The sequence below is a fragment of the Rathayibacter sp. AY1F2 genome (genome assembly GCF_002930885.1).
Lineage (GTDB): Bacteria > Actinomycetota > Actinomycetes > Actinomycetales > Microbacteriaceae > Rathayibacter.
On the sequence record NZ_PSVG01000001.1, the window covers coordinates 49,570 to 64,712 of the forward strand.

Sequence of the window (15,143 nt, forward strand, 5' to 3'; positions counted from 1 at the left end):
GGATGAGCACCCCCGTCCTGGTCGAGATCACCTCCGGCGCCGTCGTCCTCCGCGACCCGGAGGGTCCGCTCGTCCGCGTCGACGAGGCGGGCTACCTCCGCGGCGACGGGGTCTTCGAGACCGTCGCGGTCCTCGACGGACGTCCCCGTGCGCTCGGCGAGCACCTCGCGCGGCTGGCCGGATCGGCCCGGGCCGTCGGGCTGACGATCCCGGAGGCGCCCCTCTGGTCCCGAGCGGTCGACCTCGCCGTGGCGGAGCACGATCGGGTCGACGACCTGACGGTCCGCTTCATCGCCGCTCACGGGTCGGGCGACTCCGCCCGGTGCACCGTGCGCGCGGCTCCGACTCCCGACTCGAGCGCGCTCCGGGAGAAGGGCGCGGCCGTCGTCGTGCTGGACCGCGGGTACGCGAGCGGTCCGCTCGCGCCGTGGCTGCTCCCGGGCGTCAAGACCACCTCGGGCGCCGTCACCCGGGCGGCGCTGCGCGAGGCGGCGTCCCGGGGCGCGGACGACGTGGTCTGGCGCACGAGCGACGGGCTTCTCCTCGAGGGGGCGACGTCGAGCCTGGTGCTCCTCGGCGACGGGGTGCTCGCGACGCCGCTCTCGGGCAGCGTGCTCGCCGGCACGACGGTCGAGCGGGTTCTCGCGCTGGGCGAGCGCCGCGGGCTCGCGTCGTCGCGCCGCGAGCTGCCGGTCACGGCGCTCACCGGTGCCGATGCGGCGTGGCTGGTGTCGAGCACCCGGCGGGCGATCCCCGTCCGCTCGGTCGACGGCGCACCGCTCGCGATCGACGCGGGCCTGACGGCGGCGTTCGAGGCGGGGCTGCTCGCCGGCTGACCGTGTCCGCGGCTCGGACTCCCTGCGCGTCAGGCCGCTGCGGCCAGCGCGCGGGAGGTGTGCGGGCCGACGCCGGCCTCCTCCGCGTCTCCGAGATCGGCGAGCGTGTCGACGTCCAGCCTCAGCGTCGACGAGCCGGGCAGCACGACGACGGCGCAGCCCGCGTCGCGGTGCCGGGCCAGCGAGCCCGGGCCGAACGCCGGAGCGACGAGGGCTCCGGCCGCCAGCAGGAGCGCCGTGGTGCCGCTCCCCTCGCGGTCCGGGACGACGGCCGGGAGCGACCGCGTCGCGAGCGCCTCGGAGAGGTCCGACGGCAGCAGGGCGGGCAGGTCCCCGGTCAGCACGATCACCGGGGCGCCCGGCCGGCGGTGGAGGGCGGCCTCGGCTCCCCCGGACACGGCGGCGTCGAGGGTCCCCGGGTCGGGCACCACCACCAGCTGCGGGTGCTCCGCCCGTGCGCGGTCGGCCGCACCGGCGTCGGAGGTGACCAGGAGAAGGCTCGCCACCGGCTCCGCGGCGGCCACGGCGGCGAGCGTGTCCAGGAGGAACGCCTCCGCCAGCGCCGCGCGGCCCGGCACGTCGAGGCGCGTCTTCGAGCCGCCGCGGCCCTTGAACACGACGACCGCGCTCCAGCCGGTCACGCGCGCTCCTCGCGCGAGGCTGCTCCGGCCGCGAAGCCCTCGGCGAAGGCCTCGTCGGCGCCGAGGCGGAACATGTCGTCGGGGCCCGTGCGGGTCAGCGTGCGGGCACCCGGGCTCTCGACCCTCGTCACCAGGCGGGCGAGCCCGCGGACGACGGCGACGGGGCGTCCGCTCGCCTTGCCCTTCACCAGGTCGCCGAGCGCGGCGATCTCGTCCGCGACGGCCGGCATGGTCACTCCCAGCGTGCGCCCCAGGGCGTCGACTCCGCCGCGGAGGTCGTCGATCACGAGGACGCCGGAGGCCCCGATGGCCGCGTCGGTCTGCCCGACCCGCCACGCGCGGCCCAGGGTGTCGCTGACGAGCACGCCCACCTGCACGCCGAGCCGCTCCCGGAGGCCCGCGCAGAGGGCCCGCGCCGAGGCGTCCGGGTCGACGGGGAGGAGGAGGACCGTCCCCTCCGCGACGTTGCTGGCATCGACTCCGGCCGCCGCCTGCACGATCCCGAGGCGGTTCTCCACGATGCGGGTGACGCCGGAGCCGTGCGCCCGGGTGGCGACGACGCGGACGGTCTCGGCCGTGATCGCGTCCTCGCGGTCGGCCGCGGCGACGACGCGCCCCTCCGCCTTCGAGACGATCTTGCTCGTGACCACGAGGATGTCGCCGTCCGCGGGCCGGTCCTCCTCGGCGGCGGCGGCGACGGCCGCGAGGATCAGCTCGAGCAGGTCGTCACCGGGAGTCACCTCCGGGATGCCGTCGAGGGCCCAGGCCTGCACGCGCGTCTCGCTCACCGGTCCATTCTCCCGGCTGCCGCGGGCGCACGGGTCCACGGCCCGGGATCGCCCGGGTGGACGATCGGCGGCGCCTCAGCCGGCGGCGAGGTACGCGGCGACCGCGGGCGGCACGTAGGGGGCGACGTCGCCGCCGAGGGAGGAGACCTGCCGCACCAGCGAGCTCGACACATGGGCGTGCGCGGGATCGGGCAGGAGGAACACCGTCTCGACGTGCGCGAGGTTGCGGTTCACGATCGCCATGGGGGTCTCGTACGCCACGTCGACCTGCGAGCGGATGCCCTTCACCAGGATGCTCGCGCCGACGTCGGTGCAGTAGTCGACGAGCAGGCCCATGCTCCACGAGGCGACGACGATCCGCCCCTCGAGCCCGGCCTCCGCGATCGACTGCTCGATCAGCGAGACGCGCTGGGCGATCGGCAGCAGCGCCGTCTTGGCGGGGTTGTGCACCACCACGACGTGCAGCTCGTCGACCAGGCGCGCGGCCCGCTCGATCACGTCGAGATGACCGAGGGTCACGGGGTCGAAGGAGCCGGGGACGACGGCGATGCGGGCCATGCCGACAGAGTAGCGGGCGGGCACCGCCTAGCTCTTGGCGAGGAACTCCCGGTCGCGGTCCTGCACGCGGCGCTCGAGCGCGGCACGGAGCCGATCGTACGAGGCGAGGGACGGGTCCTCCGCGAGGAGCCGCTCCGCCAGCGCCCGCGCCTCCACGATCACGTCCGCGTCCTGCACCACCCGCAGCAGGCGGAGCGACGAGCGCCCGCCGGACTGCGAGTCGCCCAGCACGTCGCCCTCGCGGCGCAGCTCCAGGTCGACCTCGGCGAGCGCGAAGCCGTCGAGCGTCGCGGCGACCGCCTCCACCCGCTCGCGCGCGACCGTCCCCGCCTCCGCCGCCGTCACGAACAGGCACACCCCCGCGACGCCGCCGCGCCCGATGCGCCCGCGGAGCTGGTGCAGCTGCGACACTCCGAACCGCTCCGCGTCGAGCACGACCATCATCGAGGCGTTCGGCACGTCCACGCCGACCTCGATGACCGTCGTCGACACCAGGACGTCGATCTCCCCCGCGGCGAAGGAGCGCATCACGGCGTCCTTCTCCTCCGTCGTCATCCGCCCGTGCAGCGCGGCCGACCGGCGCTTCCCGAGCAGCGGATGCGCGCGCACGCCCTCCAGCGTCGCCGCGACGGTCGTGAGCGGCGCGGCGGCGTCCTCCTCGGGCGGCTGCGCGCCCTCGGCGGGCTCCCCCGGCTCGATCGCCGGGCAGACGAGGTAGACCTGGTGCCCCGAGCGGATCTCCTCCTCGGCGCGCTCCCAGGCCCGCGCGATCCACGCGGGGTGGTCGGTGAGCGGGACCACGTGGCTCGTGATGCCGGGGCGCCCGGCGGGCAGCTCGCGGATGGTCGAGGTGTCGAGATCGCCGAAGACCGTCATGGCGACGGTCCGCGGGATGGGCGTGGCCGTCAGCACCAGCACGTGCGGCGGGGTGGCGCCCTTCCGGCGCAGAGCGTCCCGCTGGTCCACGCCGAAGCGGTGCTGCTCGTCGATCACGACGAGGCCCAGGTCGTAGAAGGAGACCGCGTCGCCGAGGAGGGCGTGCGTGCCGACGACGATCTTCGCCGTGCCCGAGACGATCCGGAGGAGGGCCGCACGGCGCTGCGCCGCCCCCAGCCCGCCGGTGAGGAGGGTCGGCACCAGCTCGGCCGCGAGCTCCGGGCCGAGGGTCCTCGCAATCGAGCGGAGGTGCTGCCCCGCGAGCACCTCTGTGGGAGCGAGCAGAGCCGCCTGCCCGCCGCTCTCGGCCGTGGCGAGCATCGCCCGGAGCGCGACGAGGGTCTTGCCGGAGCCGACCTCGCCCTGCACCAGCCGGGTCATCGGGCTCTCAGCGGCCAGGTCGGCGGCGATCTCGTGCCCCACCGCGGTCTGGTCGCCGGTGAGGGCGAAGGGCAGCGCGGCGTCGAAGCGCTCGAGCAGCCCGCCGGGGCCGGGCACGCGGGCGGTCGCGGGGCTGCTGCGCGCCGAGGCCCGGCGCTCGAGCAGGGCGAGCTGCAGGAGGAACGCCTCGTGGAAGCGCAGCGTCTCGCGCGCCTGCGCCTCCTCGCCCTCCCGCTGCGGGCGGTGGATCAGCTCCAGCGCCTCGCCGAGGCCCAGCAGCGAGCGGCCGGCGCGCACCTGTTCGGGCATCGGGTCGGGCACGTCGCGCAAGCCGTCCAGCAGCACGCCGATCGCGGCCTGGAGCTGCCAGCTCGAGATCGCGCTGGTCGCCGGGTAGATCGGGATCGGCCGCTCGGCCCAGTCCTTCGCGAGCTCACCGCCTCCCGTCTCCGTCGCGGCGGCCTCCTCGTCGTCGAACAGGCGGTAGTCGGGATGCGTGAGCTGCGGGGTGTCGCGGAACATCGAGACCGTACCCGCGAAGATTCCGCGCACGCCGCGGTGGAGCTTCGCCGCGCGCCAGGGCTGTCCGAAGAACGTCAGCGAGAGCGTGCCCGAGCCGTCCGAGATGACGACCTCGAGCAGGGTGCCGCGCCGGTTGCGCATCGGCCGCTCGCGCACCTCGCGCACCTCCGCCACGATCGTCACGCTCTCTCCCACGGGGAGACGCGAGAGCGCCGTCAGCTCGCCCCGCTTCGCGTAACGGCGCGGGTAGTGGCCCAGGAGCTCGCCGACCGTGCGGTACCCGAAGGCCTTCTCGACCGCGCTCGCCGTGCGCGGCCCGATCAGCGGCGCGAGCGAGGCGTCGAGGGGGTCCGGGATCACCTAGCGATCATAGGTCGGACCTCGGACGCGCGAGCCGGGCGACCGGGTCCAGCGCCGAGCGGGGCACGACCGACGCGAGCACCCGACGACCGGCACTCGCGGAGCCGCGGAGCGCGGCGGCCACGGCGGTCGCGTCGTCCCACGCCTCCGACTCGCTCGCGGACGGCGAGTAGCGCCGGCGCTCGACGCGCTCCCGGAGCCCCTGCAGACGTGCCGCCGCTCCGGGGTCGAGGGCGGGAGCCATGCGGGCCTCCTGCGCGCGCGGAGACTCCGTGTCCTCCACGGGGACGCCCAGGTCGCGGGCGGTCGCCAGCAGCTCGGCCCACGCGGCCTCGACGGAGCCGGAGCGCGCGGACCGGCGCCGCAGCGCGCGCTGGACGGCGCGCATCAGCCAGGGGACGAGCACGAGCAGCAGGAGCAGCACCCAGAGCGTGGCCGCGGGAGCCGCCGTGGTGCTCGAGGCGCCGACGGCACCGGGGGTCGGCGTCGCCGACGCGGCCGTCGGAGTGGGTGTCGCGGCGGGAGCGCTGGTCGCACCGGGCGCGGTGGTCGCGGTCGAGCCCGGGGCGGTGGGGCCCGAGGACGCCGTCGCGCTCGGCAGGGTGTAGGAGGCCGGAGCGCCGCGGCTGGGCGTCGGCTCGAAGGGCAGCCAGCCGACTCCCTCGAAGTACAGCTCGGGCCAGGCGTGCAGGTCGGAGGAGAGGACGCGGTAGGTGGTCAGGTCGCTGCCGCCGGAGGGCACGACGGAGCCGGGCTGGTAGCCGATGGCGAGCCGCGACGGGATCCCGAGCTCGCGCGCCATCACCGCCATCGCCGAGGCGAAGTGGACGCAGTAGCCCTCCTTCGTCGTCAGGAACGCCGAGAGCACGCCGACTCCGTCGCCGTCGTAGCCCTCCTCCGCGGGGGTGTCCTCGGAGTAGCGGAACTCGGACGAGCGGAAGTACGTCTGCAGCGCGCGCGCCCGGTCGTAGGCGGTCGGAGCCTCCGCCGTGACCTCCTCGGCGGTGGTGCGGACGATCTCGGGCACGTCGTCGGGGAGCGAGAGGTACCGGTCGACGCCGGACGGCGCGGGCGCGGCGAGCAGCTGCTGCGGGTCGGGCTCGAGCCGCAGCGCCTGCACCTGGTAGTCGTCTCCGGAGCGGGTCGTCGCGTCGCCGCGGATCGAGCCGTCCTGCACGTCCTGGAGCCAGCCGTCGCCGACGCCCGTCAGCGACGAGACCGGATACGGCACGGGGAGCCACTGGCTCCGCAGCGTCTCCACCGAGACGTCGACCTCCTCCGCCTCGCGCGGCACGCTCTCGGAGAGCCCCTCGGGCGCGATCGGCGCCTCGATCGGAGCGGTCTGCTCCGTCTCGCTCGGCGCCCAGTCGTCACCGTCGAAGTCCGAGACGGTCAGCACGCGGAGGTAGACGGGCAGGTCGGAGTCGGTGGCGTAGCGCAGCACGGTCACGGGGTTCGGGCGGCGCAGGTCCGCGCCGAGAGCGACCACCGGGTCGATCGCGCCGTTGAAGAGGCTGCCGGAGACGCCCGAGGGGGCGGTGGTGCGCGCGTAGCCTGCCGCCGACCCGGCGACGACTCCCGCGCCCAGGACGACGACGGTCACGGCCGCGAAGGCGGGCAGCACGGCCGCGGCCGCGCTCGGGCCGCTCGGGCGGCGAGGGGCGGCCGTGGCGGCGAGCACGCCCGCGTAGGCGAGCGCAGTGACGACGAGGCTCGCCCAGGACACCTCGGAGGGGTCCACGATCGCCGGCACCGCGAGCAGCGCCGCAGGGAACAGACCGGCCAGGGCGGGGAGGCGGACGGAGAAGGCGAACAGGTCGGCCGCCCAGGCGAGCACGACCACCCCGCCGATCAGGAGGAACGAGATGCCGTCGTCGGCGATGGCCGGGAGCCCCTGCTGGGCGATGGACTGGAAGCCGCCCTGCGCGAGCGCCTCCGCCTGCGCGACGGCGCCGGGCGTGGGGATCACGAACAGCAGGGCCCGACCGGGCACGAACATCGCGGTCAGCACGCCGACCATCGTCAGCGTGCCGAGGATCGGCGGGACGACGGGGTGCACGCGCAGAGCCCGGGCGGCGGCCGGGACGCCGAGCACCACGGCAACCGCGCTCGCGAGGAGCACCAGCCAGTCGACGCCGACGAGGAGCCGCCCGATCCCGGCGGCGGCGGCCGTGATCGCGAGGAAGAGCAGACCGCTCAGAGGAGCCGACCCGGCGCGCGGATCGCTCTCGACGCGGCGGCTCACGCCACCACCCGCAGAGCGAGAGCCTGCGCCCACGCCTCCTCGACGGAGGCACTCGGGTCGACGGACACCGCGTACCAGCCGAGCGAGGCGAGAGCCGCCTCCTCCTCAGCGGTGCCGGCGACGACGAAGGCGATCGCGGGGCGCGACTGCGCGGCCAGGGAGCCGAGGGCGTCGAGGTCCGACTCGAGGAGTCGGGTGAGGACGGCGAAGACCGGTCGCACTCCCCCGGTGTCGCGCATGTCGGCCGAGATCCGGGTCACCGCGTCGACCGACTCGCGCGAGGGCGCCAGCTCGGCCAGGCGCAGCAGCACGTCGTGCGCCACCTCGCGCTCGTCCTCCGAGTGCTCCGGCTCGCCGTCCGCACCCGTCTCGACGAGGTGGGTCTCGAAGCCGCGGTCGAGCAGGTGCACGGCGAGGGAGGCCGTCATCGACACCGCCCACTCGAGCCGGTCGTCGCCGCGCCGCTCGAGCACGCGCTCGGCCCGGGTCTCGAGGAGGATCCACGCGTGCGGATCGGTGTTCTGCTCGTCCTGGCGGACCATGAGCCCACCGGAGCGGGCGCTCGCCCGCCAGTGCACCCGGCGCATGGCGTCCCCCGGGCGGTAGTCGCGCGGGATCACGTCGTCCGTGCCGGCGCCGGCCGTCGCGTGCGCGACCGGGCTCGATCCGCCTGCTCCGTGCGCGTCCAGGACGTCGCTCTGGAGCGGCACGACCCGCGGAGTCACGACGAACGGCTGCGCAGCCCCCACGACGCTCTCGCGGAGCGCGAGCCCGAGGCCGTCGCCGCGCACCAGGCGCAGCGGGCCGATGCGGTGGATCCCGCGCCGCTCGGCGGGCAGACGGTAGCGGGCGCGCACGCGGCCGCCCGACGGGACGCCCGGCAGCCCGAAGACGCCCTCGGCGACCGGCCGGCCGACGACGACCCCGCGCTCCACGCGCTCGAGCCGGTCGTGGGCGCGCGCCCCGCTGCGGACGGCGCGGCCGCGGTTCTCGAGCAGCACGTCGACCTCCACCACGTCGCCGGCCGCGACGGTCTGGGGAGCGAAGCGGCGCTGCACTCGGAACGACGCCGGCGCCAGGAGCAGGGAGACGAGCGCGCCCAGGGGCAGGCCCAGCAGCACCAGGCCGACGAACAGCAGCTCGCGGAACTCTGTCAGCGGCGCGATCACCACTCCCGCGACGCCCAGCAGAACGAGCGTCCAGCCGCGCAGCGTCAGCGCGACCCCGCGGAGCGCGGGCAGACCGCCGAGACGGGACGACGGCGTCTCGGCGGCGCGGGCCTCAGTCGCCACGGTTGCCGAAGGGGACGGGGGTGGCCGCGACGATGCGCTGCACGATCTCGGCGACCGAGTGCGAGGATCCGGCGCCGGAGCGGCCGGGGAGGCGCGTGGCGGGCAGGAGGCGGTGGCCGAGCACCGGGACGGCGAGCGCGTCGACGTCGTCCGGCACCACGAAGTCGCGGTCGCTGAGGGCGGCGAGAGCCTTCGCGGCGGCGATCAGCTGGAGCGTGGCGCGCGGGCTCCCCCCGAGCCGCAGCTCGGGGTCGACCCGCGTGGCCTGCATGATCGCCACCACGTACTCCTGCACGGGTGGTGCGACGTACACGGAGCGCACGTAGGCCATCATCCGCTCGAGCTCGGCGAGGCCCACGACGGGCCGCAGCTCCTCGAGCGGGCTGGCCGAGTCGCGGGTGCGGATCATCTCGAGCTCGGCGCGCTCATCGGGGTAGCCGAGCGAGAGGCGGGCCATGAAGCGGTCGCGCTGGGCCTCGGGCAGCGAGTAGGTGCCCTCCATCTCGACCGGGTTCTGCGTCGCGATCACGGCGAAGGGGCGCGGGAGGAGGTGGGTCGTGCCGTCGACCGAGACCTGGCGCTCCTCCATGCACTCCAGCAGCGCCGACTGCGTCTTGGGCGAGGCCCGGTTGATCTCGTCGCCGATCAGGATGTTCGCGAAGACCGGGCCCGGCTTGAACTCGAAGTCGCGGGTCGCCTGGTTGTAGACCGAGACCCCCGTGACGTCGGAGGGGAGCAGGTCGGGCGTGAACTGGATGCGCGCGACGCTGCCGCCGACCGAGGCCGCCAGCGACTTCGCCAGGACCGTCTTGCCGGTGCCGGGGACGTCCTCCATCAGGAGGTGCCCACCGGCGAGGAACACCGTCAGCGCCATCGAGACCTCGGCCGACTTGCCGTCGATCACGCGGGTGAGGTTCCCGAGGACGGCGCCGCAGTGCGCCGTGAACTCCTCGCGGGTCAGGGGCGTCTCGGGAGCCGCTCGGCGGCCGACAGCGGAGCGGGTGTCTTCGAGCGACGTCATAGCTAGGGATTCTCGCAGTCCTGACGGGAAAAGGGTCCAGGTTCCGAGAGTTCGCAGTGTGCCGCCAGGCGGGAGCGCGCGGCGGCCGCCGGACGCCGTGGGCAGGGGTGCCGCCCTATGCTCGATCCGGTGACCAGGATCATCGCCGGATTCGCCGGCTCGCTCACCCTCCGGGTCCCGCGCGCGGGCACCCGCCCCACCAGCGACCGCGTGCGCGAGGCCGTCTTCTCGGCCCTCGAGGCCCGGGACGCCCTCGACGGCGCGACGGTGGTCGACCTCTACGCGGGCTCCGGCGCCCTCGGGCTCGAGTCGGCCAGCCGCGGAGCGAGCGCGGTCGTCCTGGTCGAGCGCGACCCGAAGGCCGCCCGGACCGCGGGCGAGAACGCACGGGCGATCGTGACCGCGGCTGCCAAGAACAAGCGGCCCGCCCCGCGGATCGAGGTGGTGACCGGCTCGGTCCGCTCCTTCCTCGACGGGTCCCCGGCCCTCAACACGGACACGGTGTTCCTCGACCCGCCCTACGACCTCGGCGAGGACGACCTCGCCGCCGATCTCGCCGGCGTGCTGCCGCTGCTGCGCGAGGACGCGGTGGTCGTCGTGGAGCGGAGCTCCCGCAGCCCGGAGCCGCGCTGGCCCGCGGGTCTGGAGCGGGAGCGGAGGAAGGACTACGGCGAGACCACGATCTGGTGGGCTTCACCGGCGTCGCCCGTCTCGCCCGCTTCCTCCGCGGCCGGCTGACCGGCCTCAGCCCGCCGCGCCGTCCCAGCCGAGGTACGGGTCCCAGCCCCCGCGCCCCTCGAGCGCGACCCCGCCCAGGCGCACCTCCGGGTCCCCCTCGCGGACGACCCCGAGCGGGACGAAGCCCTCCGGCAGCGCCGCGGCGGGCGGGAAGCACGCGAGCATCGCGTGGTCCTCGCCGCCTCCCAGCACCAACGCCCTCGCCAGGTCGAGGTCCACGCCCTCCACGCCCGTGAGCCCGCGCGCGTGCACGTCGACCGCCGCGGCATCGAGGTCGATCGCCACTCCGCTCGCACGCGCCATCCGACGGGCGTCGAGCACCACGCCGTCCGAGACGTCCATCATCGCGGTGGCGGTCCCGCCCGCGGCCTCGCCCGCGGAGATCGGCGCGGTCGGGCGCAGCTGCGCCTCGAGGAGGGACGGATGCCGCTCGCGGAGCCGGGCGGCGAGGTCGGCCGACGGCTCCCCGTCCCGCCGCGCCTGCTCGAACAGCAGGCGCAGCCCGAGCCCCGCTCGTCCCAGCGGACCGGCCACGGCGAGCACGTCCCCCGGCCTCGCACCGCTGCGGAGCACCGGCGGTCGTCCGTCGAGCGAGCCGAACGCCGTGATCGAGAGCGTCAGCGTCGCGGAGGCGGACAGGTCTCCCCCGACGACTCCGCATCCCGGCGCCATCGCGGCGCAGCCGGCGGCGAGGCCGCCCGCGATCCCCTCCAGCACGTCGACGCCCAGCGACTGGGGTGCCGCGAGCGCGACGACGAGCCCGGTGGGACGGGCCCCCATCGCCGCGACGTCGGCGAGGTTCGAGGCCGCCGCCTTCCAGCCCAGGTCCGCCGGGCGCGACCAGGCCAGCCGGAAGTCGGGGCCGTGCACCATCATGTCCGTGGTCACCACGAAGCGGCCGTCGGGAGCGCGCAGCACCGCGCAGTCGTCGCCGGGCCCGACCAGGGTCTCCGCGCCCGGGCCGCCGAGCCGGGCCAGCACCCTCGCGAGCACCTCGTCCTCGCTGAGCTCGGCCAGGGTGGGACTCCGATCCTCTGCCATGGTTCACACGCTAGCGTTGACGGCGATGTCCCCCCGCCGACTCCGCTCCCCCCTTCTCGCCGCCGCCGCCGTCCTGCTGCTCTCGGGCTGCTCGGCCAGCGTCGCCCTCGAGCCCGCCGCCGATGCGACGAGCACCGGCTGCGCGGAGGTCTCGGTGCGCCTGCCCGACGTGGTCGCGGAGCAGCCCGAGCGCGAGACGAACGCTCAGGGCACCGCCGCCTGGGGCACCCCGGCCGCCGTCATCCTCCACTGCGGAGTCGAGGTGCCCGGCCCGACGACGGACCTCTGCGTGAACGTCAGCGGAGTCGACTGGATCATCGACGAGACGCAGAAGGACGAGGACATCTACACGCTGACCACCTACGGTCGCGATCCCGCGGTGGAGATCACCGTCGACCAGAGCCGCGCGTCCGGATCCTCCGCCGCGCTCGACCTGGCGAACGCCGTCTCCTACGTCCCGCAGACGCGCGAGTGCACCGACGTCTCGGACGCCGACACCCTCGATCCGACGGACACGCCCACCGGCTGAGCTTCAGCGTCAGACGCCGAGGGCTCGACTCGCTGCGGTGAGCGCACCATCGGAGGTCGCCCCCAGCTCGCGCGCGCGGGACGCGAACACGGCGGCCGCGGCCTGCAGCTCGCGCTCCAGCGCGTCCACGCCTCCCGCGACGACCGTGCCCGCCCGGCCGCGCGTCTCGACCAGGCCCGCCGACTCCAGCTCCCGGTAGGAGCGGGCGACCGTCCCCGCGGCGACGCCCAGCGTCTCGGCCAGCGCGCGCACCGGCGGCAGCCGCGTGCCGACCGGCAGCTCGCCCGCGGCGATCAGAGCGGTGATCTGCTCACGGATCTGCTCGAAGGGCGCCGCGGCCGCGCCCGCCTCGACGCGGAGCGCGAGCGCCGACGTCATCGGGCGGCGACCGGGACGCGGTCGAGCGCCGAGTCGAGCAGCTCGCTGATCAGGTCCGGGTAGTCCACGCCGCTCGCGCCCCACATGCGCGGGAACATCGAGACCGGCGTGAAGCCGGGCATGGTGTTGATCTCGTTGACGACGAAGCCGTCGGCGGTGAGGAAGAAGTCGACCCGGGCGAGGCCCTCGGCTCCGATCGCGTCGAAGGCGCGGATCGCGAGGGACCGCATCTCGGAGAGCTCGCCGTCGGTGAGATCGGCCGGGCAGACCAGCTCGATGCCGGACGCCCCGAGGTACTTCGCCTCGAAGTCGTAGAAGCCGCGGCCGGTGACGACCACCTCGCCGGCGACGGAGGCGCGGGCCGGAGCACCGCGGCGGCCGCCGAGCACGCCGATCTCTACCTCGCGGCCGACGATGCCCGACTCGATCAGCACCCGCGAGTCGTGCGCGAACGCCTCCTCCAGCGCGGCCTCGAGCTGCTCGCGCTCGTCGATCCGGCTGACGCCCACGCTCGAGCCGGCCCGCGCCGGCTTCACGAACGCGGGCAGGCCCAGCTCGTCGAGGGCCGAGGAGGCGTCGCCCGGGTCGGCGCGCCACTCCGCCTCGGTCACGAGGTACCAGGGCGCCACCGCGAGGCCCGCGGCCCGCAGCACCGTCTTGGTGAAGTGCTTGTCCATGCCGAGCGCCGACGCGAGCACGCCCGAGCCGACGTAGGGCAGCCCGACGAGCTCGAGCATCCCCTGGACGGTGCCGTCCTCGCCCCACGGGCCGTGCAGGATCGGCAGCACCACGTCGACCTCGCCGAGCGAGCGCGTCGCGCCGTCCTCGGTCGTCACGGTGAGCTCACGCGAGAGGGCCGACTCCGGCCAGCGCACACGGGAGCCGTCGTCCTCGACGCGGGGCAGCGACGCGGCATCGAGAGCGAACTTCTCAGGACGGTCCTCCTCGAGCACGAAGGCGCCGTCGGAGGTGATCCCGACGAGGATCACCTCGAAGCGGTCACGGTCGATCGCCCGCAGCACCCCGGCCGCCGTTGCGCAGCTGATCGAGTGCTCGCTGGAGCGCCCCCCGAACAGAACGGCCACGCGGAGCTTGCTGGTCATCGAGGTTCCTCTCACCCTGTGGCTCGTCCGAATCCGTGGTCAGGTGCGGCGCGATGTCCTTCGGATCGAGCGTACCGGCGAGCACCTGCGACACCTGCTCGACGATGGGCATGTCGACTCCCCTGGCGCGCGCCAGCTCGAGGACCGGCGCGACGGAGGCGAGCCCCTCCGCCGTCTGCTGCATCGACTTCACCACGTCGGTGAAGCTGTAGCCCTGGCCGAGCAGGCGCCCGGCCGTGTTGTTGCGCGAGAGGGACGAGCTCGACGTCGCGATGAGGTCGCCGAGCCCAGCGAGTCCGGCCATCGTCTCGGCCCGTCCGCCGTACGCGACCGCGAAGTCGGTCATCTCGGCGAGACCGCGCGTGATGATCGATGCCTTCGTGTTCTCGCCGTAGCCGACGCCGTCGACGATGCCGATCGCCACGGCGACGAGGTTCTTCAGCACGCCGCCGAACTCGGTGCCGATCACGTCGGTGTTGACGTAGGAGCGGAAGTAGCGGTTGGTCGCCGCGAGAGCCACCTCCTGCGCGGTGACGAGGCTCTCGGAGGCGATGACCGCCGCGGTCGGCTGCTCCTTGGCGATCTCGAGGGCGAGGTTGGGCCCGGAGGCGACGGCGATCCGGTCGAGAGAGACCGGCAGCATCTGCGCGATCACCTCGCTCATCCGCTGGCCGGTGCCCTTCTCGACGCCCTTCATCAGGCTCACCAGCACCGTGCGCTCGGTGAGGAACGGCGTGATCGCCTCGAGGTTGCTCCGCAGCGACTGCGACGGGATGGAGAGGTAGACGTGGTCCGCGCCCTCCAGCGCCTCCTCGATGCGCGGCGTGGCCCGGATGTTGCGCGGGAGGTTGATGCCGGGGAGGTAGTCGCTGTTGCGCTTGGCCTCGGTGATCTCGCGGGCCAGCTCGGCGCGGCGCGCCCACATCACGACGTCGGAGCCGCCGTCGGCGAGGATCTTCGCGAACGTGGTGCCCCAGCTGCCGGCGCCGAGGACGGCGACGCGGCGGGGCACGGGGATGGGCGCCTTCCTACTGCTCGGACTCAAAGCGACCCGTGCCCTTCTGGTTGTGCTCGGAGGGGTTCCAGCGCTTCTCGGGCGCCGCCTCGCCGCGCAGCTCCTCGAGCAGGGCGGTGATCGCCGCCATCACGACCGCGGAGGCCTCGTTGAGTGTGGCGGAGTCGAGGCTGCGTCCGCGGAAGGCGGACAGGTCGACGGGGTCGCCGACGATCACGTCGACGCGCTTGCGGCGGAAGAGGGTGATCCGCTTGGAGTAGCGGCCCATCAGCTGCTGCGCACCCCAGTGCGCGACCGGGACGACGGGCAGGCCGTACTGCAGCGCCATCCGCACCGCTCCCGTCTTGCCGCGCATCGGCCAGAGCTCGGGGTCGCGGGTGAGGGTGCCCTCGGGGTAGATGATGACCGAGCGGCCCTCGTCCACGAGAGCCTTGGCGGTCTTCAGCGGCTCGCTGCCGCGGACCGAGCCCGAGCGCTCGACGGGGATCTGCCCGGAGCCGCGCAGGATCGAGCCGAGCACGGGCACCGAGAACAGCGAGGCCTTGGCGAGGAAGCGCGGTGCGCGGCCGGCGCGCCACAGGGTCCAGCCCGTGATGATCGGGTCGATCTCGCTGTAGTGGTTCGGCGCGAACACGAAGGCCCCGGTGCTCGGGATCTTGTCGCCGTTCCGGATCCGCAGGTCGACCGAGGCGGTCATCACGGGGATCACCGCCGCCGCGAGGAACCAGAAGATGGACGGACGGCTTCGCTCAGACACCC

Annotated in this window: 15 protein-coding genes; 3 read left to right on the top strand and 12 right to left on the bottom strand. The window is 74.8% G+C overall.

Going from position 1 to position 15,143, the window contains the following annotated elements:
* The first annotated feature begins 2 nt into the window (after positions 1–2).
* Positions 3–836 carry an aminotransferase class IV gene (locus tag C5C54_RS00215; protein WP_104255130.1) on the top strand — a complete coding sequence of 278 codons (834 nt, stop codon included), beginning with the start codon at positions 3–5 and terminating at the stop codon, positions 834–836.
* 29 nt (positions 837–865) lie between these two features.
* On the opposite strand, the gene cofC is transcribed toward C5C54_RS00215, so the two are convergent.
* The 7 genes from cofC to C5C54_RS00250 form a co-directional block, all read right to left on the bottom strand.
* On the bottom strand, positions 866–1,477 hold the full coding sequence (gene cofC, locus C5C54_RS00220; protein ID WP_104225626.1) for a 2-phospho-L-lactate guanylyltransferase: 612 nt from the start codon (positions 1,475–1,477) through the stop codon (positions 866–868).
* Positions 1,474–2,265: a coenzyme F420-0:L-glutamate ligase gene (locus tag C5C54_RS00225; protein ID WP_258063153.1), complete on the bottom strand. Its 792-nt coding sequence runs from the start codon at positions 2,263–2,265 to the stop codon at positions 1,474–1,476. The genes cofC and C5C54_RS00225 overlap by 4 nt, the downstream gene beginning before the upstream one ends.
* Before the next feature lie 75 nt (positions 2,266–2,340).
* Entirely contained in the window at positions 2,341–2,823 is a 483-nt protein-coding gene (gene coaD, locus C5C54_RS00230) for a pantetheine-phosphate adenylyltransferase (protein WP_104233800.1), read from the bottom strand.
* A gap of 27 nt (positions 2,824–2,850) precedes the next feature.
* Positions 2,851–5,022, bottom strand: coding sequence for an ATP-dependent DNA helicase RecG (locus C5C54_RS00235; RefSeq protein ID WP_374953273.1), 2,172 nt, complete (start codon positions 5,020–5,022; stop codon positions 2,851–2,853).
* Between the two features lie 7 nt (positions 5,023–5,029).
* Complete coding sequence (locus C5C54_RS00240) at positions 5,030–7,267, bottom strand: DUF3488 and transglutaminase-like domain-containing protein (RefSeq protein WP_104223100.1); 2,238 nt, start codon at positions 7,265–7,267, stop codon at positions 5,030–5,032.
* Positions 7,264–8,559, bottom strand: a complete 1,296-nt coding sequence (locus C5C54_RS00245; protein WP_104287562.1) for a DUF58 domain-containing protein — start codon at positions 8,557–8,559, stop codon at positions 7,264–7,266. Before C5C54_RS00245 ends, C5C54_RS00240 begins: the two co-directional genes overlap by 4 nt.
* Positions 8,549–9,580 (bottom strand): MoxR family ATPase, encoded by a 1,032-nt coding sequence (locus C5C54_RS00250; RefSeq protein WP_104262530.1) that lies wholly within the window; start codon positions 9,578–9,580, stop codon positions 8,549–8,551. Before C5C54_RS00250 ends, C5C54_RS00245 begins: the two co-directional genes overlap by 11 nt.
* A 129-nt stretch (positions 9,581–9,709) precedes the next feature.
* On the opposite strand from C5C54_RS00250, the gene C5C54_RS00255 reads away from it, so the two are divergent.
* Positions 9,710–10,318 (top strand): RsmD family RNA methyltransferase, encoded by a 609-nt coding sequence (locus tag C5C54_RS00255; protein WP_104223136.1) that lies wholly within the window; start codon positions 9,710–9,712, stop codon positions 10,316–10,318.
* Positions 10,319–10,324: 6 nt separating this feature from the next.
* Here the strand turns inward: C5C54_RS00255 and thiL are convergent, their stop codons facing one another.
* A complete protein-coding gene (gene thiL, locus C5C54_RS00260; protein WP_104287563.1) occupies positions 10,325–11,359 on the bottom strand; it encodes a thiamine-phosphate kinase in 1,035 nt (344 codons plus the stop codon).
* Between the two features lie 25 nt (positions 11,360–11,384).
* On the opposite strand from thiL, the gene C5C54_RS00265 reads away from it, so the two are divergent.
* Positions 11,385–11,888: a DUF3515 family protein gene (locus tag C5C54_RS00265; protein ID WP_104223096.1), complete on the top strand. Its 504-nt coding sequence runs from the start codon at positions 11,385–11,387 to the stop codon at positions 11,886–11,888.
* Positions 11,889–11,897: 9 nt separating this feature from the next.
* On the opposite strand, the gene C5C54_RS00270 is transcribed toward C5C54_RS00265, so the two are convergent.
* From C5C54_RS00270 to C5C54_RS00285, 4 genes are read right to left on the bottom strand one after another with little or no spacing between them, the layout of a single operon-like run.
* Entirely contained in the window at positions 11,898–12,266 is a 369-nt protein-coding gene (locus C5C54_RS00270; RefSeq protein WP_104223095.1) for a GntR family transcriptional regulator, read from the bottom strand.
* Positions 12,263–13,369, bottom strand: a complete 1,107-nt coding sequence (locus C5C54_RS00275) for a D-alanine--D-alanine ligase family protein (RefSeq protein ID WP_104287564.1) — start codon at positions 13,367–13,369, stop codon at positions 12,263–12,265. Before C5C54_RS00275 ends, C5C54_RS00270 begins: the two co-directional genes overlap by 4 nt.
* Positions 13,266–14,381 (bottom strand): NAD(P)H-dependent glycerol-3-phosphate dehydrogenase, encoded by a 1,116-nt coding sequence (locus C5C54_RS00280; RefSeq protein WP_181127827.1) that lies wholly within the window; start codon positions 14,379–14,381, stop codon positions 13,266–13,268. Before C5C54_RS00280 ends, C5C54_RS00275 begins: the two co-directional genes overlap by 104 nt.
* Positions 14,382–14,397: 16 nt before the next feature.
* The gene (locus tag C5C54_RS00285; protein WP_244229445.1) at positions 14,398–15,141 is read right to left on the bottom strand and encodes a 1-acyl-sn-glycerol-3-phosphate acyltransferase; all 744 of its coding nucleotides are present in this window, start codon (positions 15,139–15,141) and stop codon (positions 14,398–14,400) included.
* Positions 15,142–15,143 lie beyond the last annotated feature (2 nt).

What these genes read in the sequence shown, in the direction of transcription:
- C5C54_RS00265 (WP_104223096.1), top strand. Translation starts at nt 11,385, where the DNA reads ATGTCCCCCCGCCGACTCCGCTCCCCCCTTCTCGCCGCCGCCGCCGTC.
- C5C54_RS00275 (WP_104287564.1), bottom strand. Translation starts at nt 13,369, where the DNA reads ATGACCAGCAAGCTCCGCGTGGCCGTTCTGTTCGGGGGGCGCTCCAGC.
- thiL (WP_104287563.1), bottom strand. Translation starts at nt 11,359, where the DNA reads ATGGCAGAGGATCGGAGTCCCACCCTGGCCGAGCTCAGCGAGGACGAG.
- coaD (WP_104233800.1), bottom strand. Translation starts at nt 2,823, where the DNA reads ATGGCCCGCATCGCCGTCGTCCCCGGCTCCTTCGACCCCGTGACCCTC.
- C5C54_RS00250 (WP_104262530.1), bottom strand. Translation starts at nt 9,580, where the DNA reads ATGACGTCGCTCGAAGACACCCGCTCCGCTGTCGGCCGCCGAGCGGCT.
- C5C54_RS00270 (WP_104223095.1), bottom strand. Translation starts at nt 12,266, where the DNA reads ATGACGTCGGCGCTCGCGCTCCGCGTCGAGGCGGGCGCGGCCGCGGCG.
- C5C54_RS00215 (WP_104255130.1), top strand. Translation starts at nt 3, where the DNA reads ATGAGCACCCCCGTCCTGGTCGAGATCACCTCCGGCGCCGTCGTCCTC.